The following is a 487-nucleotide window of genomic DNA, read 5'->3' as shown; positions in this document are numbered from 1 at the left end:
TGTATCGGCACGACCCAGGCCGCACTGCCAGACAACGTCAGCAGCAGCCAGATGGGGGCCAATCTGCTCAGCTACATCGCGCTGCAAAGCGGCCAGTTTCACCAGAGCGTCAGCCAGATACAGCAGCAGCTCAAACAGCATTTCGGCCTGAGTTTTAGCCGGGGCGCCATCAGTGAGGCGCAGGGGCGGGTGAGTGCCATGCTCACCCCGACCTACCAGGCCATCAAGCAGCAGGTGCAGACGGCCACCCACGTTCATGCCGATGAGACCCGGCATCAGCGGGGTGGAGAGCGCCGCTGGATGTGGCTGGCGCTGAGCAAGATAGCCGTCTGCTTCATGACGGCCTATGGCCGTGGTCAGGAGGCGGCCAAGCGGCTGCTGGGCGCCGAGTTTGACGGGGTGCTGGTGACCGACCAGTACGCCGGCTACCGGTTTATCGACGCCGACCAGCGGCAACTGTGCTGGGCCCACGTGGCCCGCAATCTCG

General features: G+C 64.7%; 1 protein-coding gene. It reads left to right on the top strand.

Annotated features, from left to right (window positions below; translation table 11 throughout):
• On the top strand, positions 1-487 hold a 487-nt coding region (locus J9892_RS21610; protein WP_210538969.1), incomplete at both ends, for a transposase.

It is taken from the genome of Aeromonas sp. Prich7-2 (genome assembly GCF_017939255.1).
Taxonomy (GTDB): Bacteria; Pseudomonadota; Gammaproteobacteria; order Enterobacterales; family Aeromonadaceae; genus Aeromonas; species Aeromonas caviae.
Note: the sequence above shows the minus strand (reverse complement) of the source record. Positions and strands in the feature narration are given on the sequence as shown.